We start from the raw sequence: 6,390 nt of genomic DNA, 5'->3' as shown, positions 1-6,390 counted from the left end.
TGGAAAGCCGTGACCGCTGCAATTGCCTGAGTTTACCGACAAGCGACTTTTCGGCCGTTGATCAAACAACGTGACATCGCCAGGTGGACTCCAACATCGTCGAACGTTCGATGAAGTCCGTTGCCCTGACGAGAAAGAATTCGATGTTCGTGGGTAATGTGAAGGGTGGCGAGACCTTTGCGATCCTGGCCTCGCTCGTTAACTCCGCAAAACTGAACGGGCTCGATCCACACACCTGGCTTGCCGATGTCCTCGAACGGATCGTATCGGGAAGCACCACGATCAACCAGCTCGATACGCTGCTTCCCTGGAACTGGAAAGCAGAGCGCCATCAGGTTGCCGCATGACAAAATCCACTCAGACCAGTTCCACCAGCCCGGCGCAGGCGGCAACAGCACGACCAAAGCTTGACGATGAAGCATTCGAGACCTTCATCCGCAGACGGCGTCCTGCGGCGCCGGTGTGGAGCATGAGCGGGCTGGATGGTTATCTCACCGCGTTGATCATCGGGCCGAAGTTCATCAACCCCTATCAATGGATTCCCCTGTTCGCCGGCGAGGGCGCCATGGCCTTGCCGATGGAAACCACAGAGCACCAGGCCGTGCAAACGATCGTCGCCGAATATAACCGCATATCGGCCACGCTTGGGGAAAGGCCGGAAGAATATCGGCCACGCTTCAGTCACATCACCTATTCCCACGACAGCTTCGATTGGCACACCGGCTTCCTCCTCGGAACGGAATTCGCCCCCAGGCTATGGAGCCCGGTCATCCGTGGCCATGCTGTGACCGGTGATATCATCGCTCCTATTCGCGCCCTCTGCGACGCCAAAAAGATAACCCCGCCGGCGGAGATCATCCAGATTGCTGGTGCCGTCATTAAAATTCGCGACTACTTCATGCCGCGGCGCTCAAGGCAGAAGTTCTAAAGCCGACCGGTCTCGGAACCCTGCAAATGTCAACGGAAATACCCGTGGCCCACTCGTAGCGCTTACGATGCAACAACGCCCGAAAAACGTCCACCACCTCAAGTCCCGCGGCAGCGGCTTCGTTCAATCTCACCCCACCTGGGTCGTCCTACGCTTTTGGAAGCCGATCACCGCCCACGCCCTCCCTCCTGACGAAAACGTTCACCGAGCCCCCTAATGGCGTTCGAGAACGCCTCGACCGACGCGGCATGCTGCATGATCCGGTTCTGCGCGAACCGATCGGTCACGCCATTGCGCTCGATGGCGGTACGGGCAACCATGTTGGCGTTGATGTCGCGCTTCGCGGCTCGCTCTTTGATCGTGTCCTGCGCGAGCCGATCGGTCACGTCATTGCGCTCGATGGCGGTACCGGCAACCATGTCAGGATTGGCGTTGATGTCGCGCTTCGCGGCGAGCCATTTGATCCTGTCCTGCGCGACCGGAACGACCACGTCATTGCGCTCGATGGCGGTACGGGCAACCATGTCAGGATTGGCGTTGATGTCGCGCTCCGCGGCGAGCCATTTGATCCTGTCCTGCGCGACCGGAACGACCACGTCATTGCGCTCGATGGCGGTACGGGCAACCATGTCAGGATTGGCGTTGATGTCGCGCTCCGCGGCGAGCCATTTGATCCTGTCCTGCGTGTCCGGAACGTCCACGTCATGATAGGTGTTGATGTCATTCCCAGTTCTAGTCCCAGCTGGATTACGCGCCTCAATCCTGGCGTTTGCGAAACGAGCAGGTCGTGTTTCCTGCTGAATCTTTCTGAATTCAGACCGAATTGTCCGATCGCTCTCAATAAGTTCTCGGAACCTCTGATTGGTGCTGCGCAACGCATTGATTTCATAGAAAGCTGCGAGCTTGTCGGCTTGATTGGCTACCTTCCTGAATACCTCTGTCAGCGTGTCATTTGGCAGATTGCCGATCATTGAAGTCTCTTTCTCTGGCTCGATCAGCGGGTCATCTGTTTAAGGTAATGCATCTGGCTAATGGAATAAAGGGTACCGTCACATTAACCGGGCATCGATCAAATGTAGGATCGCGACGGAGCGGTGCATTGCGGTTTGGATGAAGGCGAGGCTTGTGGCTGACCTGCCACTGAACTTTCATCCAGCGGCGGTTAGAGCCTCGGCGGCTTTTGAACCGCCCCAGGATTCTGGACCACCGGAGGCTGGAGTTTTCCGGCTTCGTTCAGGGAGGTGGGCTGGTTGCGCCTCCCGGATTCATCAGTAAGATTGGCACCTTATTGCCGATGGCACCATGTGGCCGAACCTCATTGTAGTCTCTGCGCCAATCCTCCATCTTTTCGCGGGCATCCGCAAGGGTCAGGAACCAATGCTGGTTCAGACATTCGGCTCGGAAGCGGCCGTTGAATGCTTCGATGAAGGCATTGTCCGTCGGCTTGCCTGGACGTGAGAAGTCCAAGGTCACACCCTTGGCATAGGCCCAAAGATCGAGATCGCGTGACACGAATTCCGTGCCCTGATCGACACGGATCGTCTTCGGATAACCGACCTGCCGGCATATCCGTTCCAAGGTTTGCACGACGTCTTCACCGCGATAGCTGTGACGCGGATCAAGCACCGGCACATAGCGCGAGAAGGTGTCGATCACCGTCAGAACCCGCAACTTCTTTCCGGTCGCCAGCTGGTCGTGAACGAAGTCCATGGCCCAGACATCATTCGGTCCAACCGCCATTTGCCGATCCTCCCGCAGTTTGGCTTTGACCCGGCGCTTTGGCGTTTTGTTCCGCAGTTGAAGGCCCAAGTCCCTGTAAATCTTATAGGTTCGCTTGATGTTGGTGCCCCAACCCTCACGCTCTAAGAGCCCTTGCACGCGACGATAGCCGTAGCGCACTCGGGTTTCGCAGATCTCGCGAATACGACGTTCCAGGCCGGCCCGATCGGCACGGCGAGAGGTGTAGTGGTAGCTTGAACGATCGAAGTTCAGCGCCCCACAGGCACGCCGGATCGAGATCGCCCAATCGCGGCACATGCCCTTCACCGGTGATGTCACGTTGTGAGCGGCTTAACGGTTGTCGGATAATGGGTTGGGATGAACAGTCCTGCCGTCAGCTACAAGAACCACCGCTTTCCACCGCAGATCATCGCCCGTGCGGTCTGGCTGTATTTCCGGTTCCCTTTGAGCCTGCGGATGGTCGAGGAAATGTTGTTGGAGCGCGGCATTGTCGTCTCCTATGAAACGATCCGGCGATGGGGCCGTGCGGATTCCACTCTGAAGCCGGCCGCCATTCCAATCATTGACCGGCCACCGTTCCGATTTGAAGCCGGCCACCATTCCAATCAATAACCGGCCAGTTTCCGGCACTCAAGTTCCCCTGGGTCAGCAACCTTGGCATGTGTCCTCTCGATATCCACGAGGGGAATTTAATGCCTGCAAAAAGAAAGCTGACCATGCGACACATACGACAAATGCTGCGGCTTGCGGGTAGCGGAACGAGTAGCCGCGAGATCGCTGTAATGCTTGGCATTGCCCGCAGCACCGTGCAGGACAACTTGAAGCGGGCTGCGATGGCAGGGCTAAGTTGGCCCCTCGCCAGCGACCTGACAGACGATGTTCTCGAGGCCAAGCTCTTCGTTCACCCCGGCGTCAAGCAGGGCCAGCGACTGCGCCAAGAGCCCGAATGGGGGCCGCTTTCGATTGAGCTGAAGAAGCCAGGCGTGACGCTGCTGATTCTTTGGGAGGAATACCGCAGCGCCTATCCGGATGCGTATGGATATAGCCGTTTTTGCGAGCTGTTCCGGGGCTTTGAGAAGCGCCTGTCACCGACGATGCGCCAGGAGCACGTCGCCGGCGACAAAGTCTTCGTTGATTATTCCGGCAAGAAGGTGCCGATCGTCGATCGCAAGACCGGTGAGATCCGCGAGGCGGAACTGTTCCTCGGCGTGCTCGGCGCGTCGAGCTACACCTACGCGGAAGCCACATGGACCCAGACCCTGCAGGACTGGATTGGGTCGCACGTCCGCATGTTCACCTTCTTCGACGGTGTGCCCCGGCTGATCGTGCCCGATAATCTGAAGTCCGGCGTCAACCGCGCCAGCTTCTACGATCCGGAGATCAACCGTAGCTATGGGGTCATGGCTGCTCATTGTGGCGTTGGCGTCCTGCCAGCACGTCCGCGACGCCCGAAGGACAAGGCCAAGGTGGAGAATGGCGTAAAGTTCGCCCAGAGCTGCATTCTCGGCCGTCTTCGCAAACAGACATTCTTCTCGCTCACTGAAGCCAATGCCGCGATCGCTCAGATGCTGGAGCGCATCAACAATCACGTCATGCGCCGGTTGGGCGTCAGTCGTCGGAACCTCTTTGAGGCGGTCGAACGGGCAGCACTCGCTGGTCTGCCCACCGAGCATTACGAGTTCGCAGAATGGCGCTTGGCACGGGTGTCGACAGATTATCACGTCGAATTCCAGAGCTTTTTCTATTCCGTCCCGCATAGCCTCATCCGGAGCCAAGTCGATATCCGGGCCACCGCACGAATGATCGAGATCTTCCATCGAGGCAAACGGGTTGCGGTGCATCAGCAACGCTATGGTGGCCCGCGTTACGGAACAGACCCGGCGCATATGCCGAGTTCGCACCGCCGATATGCGGCTGATGCCGTGCCGATAGAAGCTTGCATAAATGCTCGCGAACAAAAGCCCCATTATCAGCGAAAGAAAGAAGGCAAACAGCAGCGTGTTCAATTTGCGAGTCGTGCTCCCGTCCATTCCTCATGACCTCCGCGCCTGGGGACTGATGCAGAATGCCCGCGAGCAACGTCGGCGTGGCTATTCTATATTAGTTCCAGTGGCCGGTTGGATCGTCGTGCATGCCGTTGCGCTCTTCGCATGGCCTGCTGTAGGATTCTCTGCCTGGAACGTTGGTTTCGGCGAACTTCCGCCCGGATGGATCCAACCTTGTAGCCATTGGGATCCACCCGCCGACTGTGCCCGTGCGACGGAGCAGCGAAGAGCTCAGATAAGGTCGGCTTTTCATCATAGGTCATAGTACAAGGCTCAGCGGACGACGGTTACGGCGAACAGCTTACTGCATCCAGACGCTCATCTTTCACGAAGTGCGCTTGTCGATATAAACAAACCGCCCCCAGAGATCCAAGAATGGACGGTTGCAGTTGCAATATAATTCCCGCTTTTGCGTGCTGTATTCACAATCTTTCAGGCGGTCGTTTTTGTATAGAACGACCAATTTGCATACAAATTCTCGTGGGGAAGACGCGGCCGCACCAAGGAGTTTTCAATGCAACTTGTAACCTGCTGCTCATTTAAAGGAGGCGCTGGGAAAACAACAGCGCTGATGGGCCTCTGCTCGGCACTTGCCGCAGAGGGTAAGACAATTGCACTTTTCGAAGGCGACGAAAATCGGCCACTCAGCAAATGGAAAGAAAATGCGACGCGACGTAACGCCTGGGATCCACTTTGTGAGATCTTCATTACGGACGAGTTGCCGCTTCTTGAGGTCGCCTACGAAGAGGCAGCAGGCCGCGGGTTCGACTATTGCCTAGTGGAAACTCACCATGGATCCAGCGAGCTCAATAACACAGTGATCGCCAGTTCTAATCTCCTGCTGATCCCGACAATGCTTACTCCCCTCGATGCCGACGAGGCACTTGCCACATTTCGTTACATTATCGAATTACTGATTGGTGAAAACCTTGCCATACCAGCCGCAATTCTGCGCCAACGTGTGCCGGCCAACCGGCTAAATTCCTCGGAGCGGCTAATATCGGAGATGCTAAGTACTCTGCCTCTTGCCGACACGCCGATGCACGAAAGGGACGCTTTCGCCGCGATGAAGGATCGAGGAATGCTGCATCTGAATCTCCGTAATGCCGCAGCAAACTCGTCCATGCGGCTGACACTGCGCAATCTCGAAGCAGCGATGGAAGATTTGCGTTCCCTCGGCAAATTTGTAAGCAGCACAGTCGAGCATTGATATGGCAATCCGCAAACGTGGGTGACGGTGCGTCTCCATCCGGTCGCTGCCGACGAACCAAATCAAGGGACCCGGCGATGACGAACCGTGCTTTCGCATGTTCTTCTTGGCTGAGCTGAGGTGGCTCGTAAGCGACAAGCCGGGGCCGTTCAGGGGGCGTAGTTCCATGGCATGAGCGCGTCGATTTCACTGCTAGGCCATCCATTCGCAAGGCGCTCAAGCGTCTGGGTCAACCAAGCTTGCGGATCGATGGCATTTATCTTGCCGTTTGCCAGAGCGTCGCGATGGTCGTCGAAGCCGGGTTCATAATGCCGGGTTTCTGGCATTCGAATCCAAGGTCACTTATCCCTTCCATCCACTGGTTGACCAAACCGTATTGGTAACCGGGGCGATGTCACGTTGTCGGCAACTTAACGGGTGGCGGATAATTCGGTTGAGATGACCTCATCGACCATCAGCTACAAGAA

Annotated in this window: 4 protein-coding genes and 4 pseudogenes; 5 read left to right on the top strand and 3 right to left on the bottom strand. The window is 56.9% G+C overall.

Features of this window, described 5'->3' with window-relative positions; translation table 11 throughout:
- Nucleotides 1-80: 80 nt before the first annotated feature.
- Together BS629_RS11015 and BS629_RS11010 are read left to right on the top strand one after the other, a co-directional pair.
- Nucleotides 81-347, top strand: a pseudogene (locus tag BS629_RS11015) (transposase domain-containing protein); the annotation flags it as partial.
- Complete coding sequence (locus BS629_RS11010; RefSeq protein WP_064246079.1) at nt 344-928, top strand: UPF0149 family protein; 585 nt, start codon at nt 344-346, stop codon at nt 926-928. The pseudogene BS629_RS11015 and the gene BS629_RS11010, both read left to right, overlap by 4 nt.
- A gap of 167 nt (nt 929-1,095) precedes the next feature.
- On the opposite strand, the gene BS629_RS11005 is transcribed toward BS629_RS11010, so the two are convergent.
- The gene (locus tag BS629_RS11005) at nt 1,096-1,899 is read right to left on the bottom strand and encodes a hypothetical protein (protein ID WP_077988234.1); all 804 of its coding nucleotides are present in this window, start codon (nt 1,897-1,899) and stop codon (nt 1,096-1,098) included.
- A gap of 262 nt (nt 1,900-2,161) precedes the next feature.
- Nucleotides 2,162-2,974 (bottom strand): annotated as a pseudogene (locus tag BS629_RS11000) (IS3-like element ISRle5 family transposase); the annotation flags it as partial.
- Between the two features lie 51 nt (nt 2,975-3,025).
- Between BS629_RS11000 and BS629_RS10995 the strand changes: the two are divergent.
- From BS629_RS10995 to BS629_RS10985, 3 genes and pseudogenes are all read left to right on the top strand, one after another.
- Nucleotides 3,026-3,187: pseudogene (locus BS629_RS10995) on the top strand (IS6 family transposase); the annotation flags it as partial.
- A gap of 173 nt (nt 3,188-3,360) precedes the next feature.
- Nucleotides 3,361-4,707 carry an IS21 family transposase gene (gene istA, locus BS629_RS10990; protein WP_245315081.1) on the top strand — a complete coding sequence of 449 codons (1,347 nt, stop codon included), beginning with the start codon at nt 3,361-3,363 and terminating at the stop codon, nt 4,705-4,707.
- Nucleotides 4,708-5,227: 520 nt separating this feature from the next.
- Complete coding sequence (locus BS629_RS10985) at nt 5,228-5,923, top strand: conjugal transfer ATPase VirC1 (RefSeq protein WP_077988233.1); 696 nt, start codon at nt 5,228-5,230, stop codon at nt 5,921-5,923.
- A 149-nt stretch (nt 5,924-6,072) separates the two neighbouring features.
- On the opposite strand, the pseudogene BS629_RS10975 reads toward BS629_RS10985, so the two are convergent.
- Nucleotides 6,073-6,212, bottom strand: a pseudogene (locus BS629_RS10975) (transposase domain-containing protein); the annotation flags it as partial.
- Nucleotides 6,213-6,390 lie beyond the last annotated feature (178 nt).

It is taken from the genome of Rhizobium leguminosarum bv. viciae USDA 2370, assembly GCF_002008365.1.
In the GTDB taxonomy this organism is placed as follows: Bacteria; Pseudomonadota; Alphaproteobacteria; order Rhizobiales; family Rhizobiaceae; genus Rhizobium; species Rhizobium leguminosarum.
The sequence above is the reverse complement of the archived record's forward strand: the minus strand, read 5'-3'. Positions and strand labels throughout refer to the sequence as shown.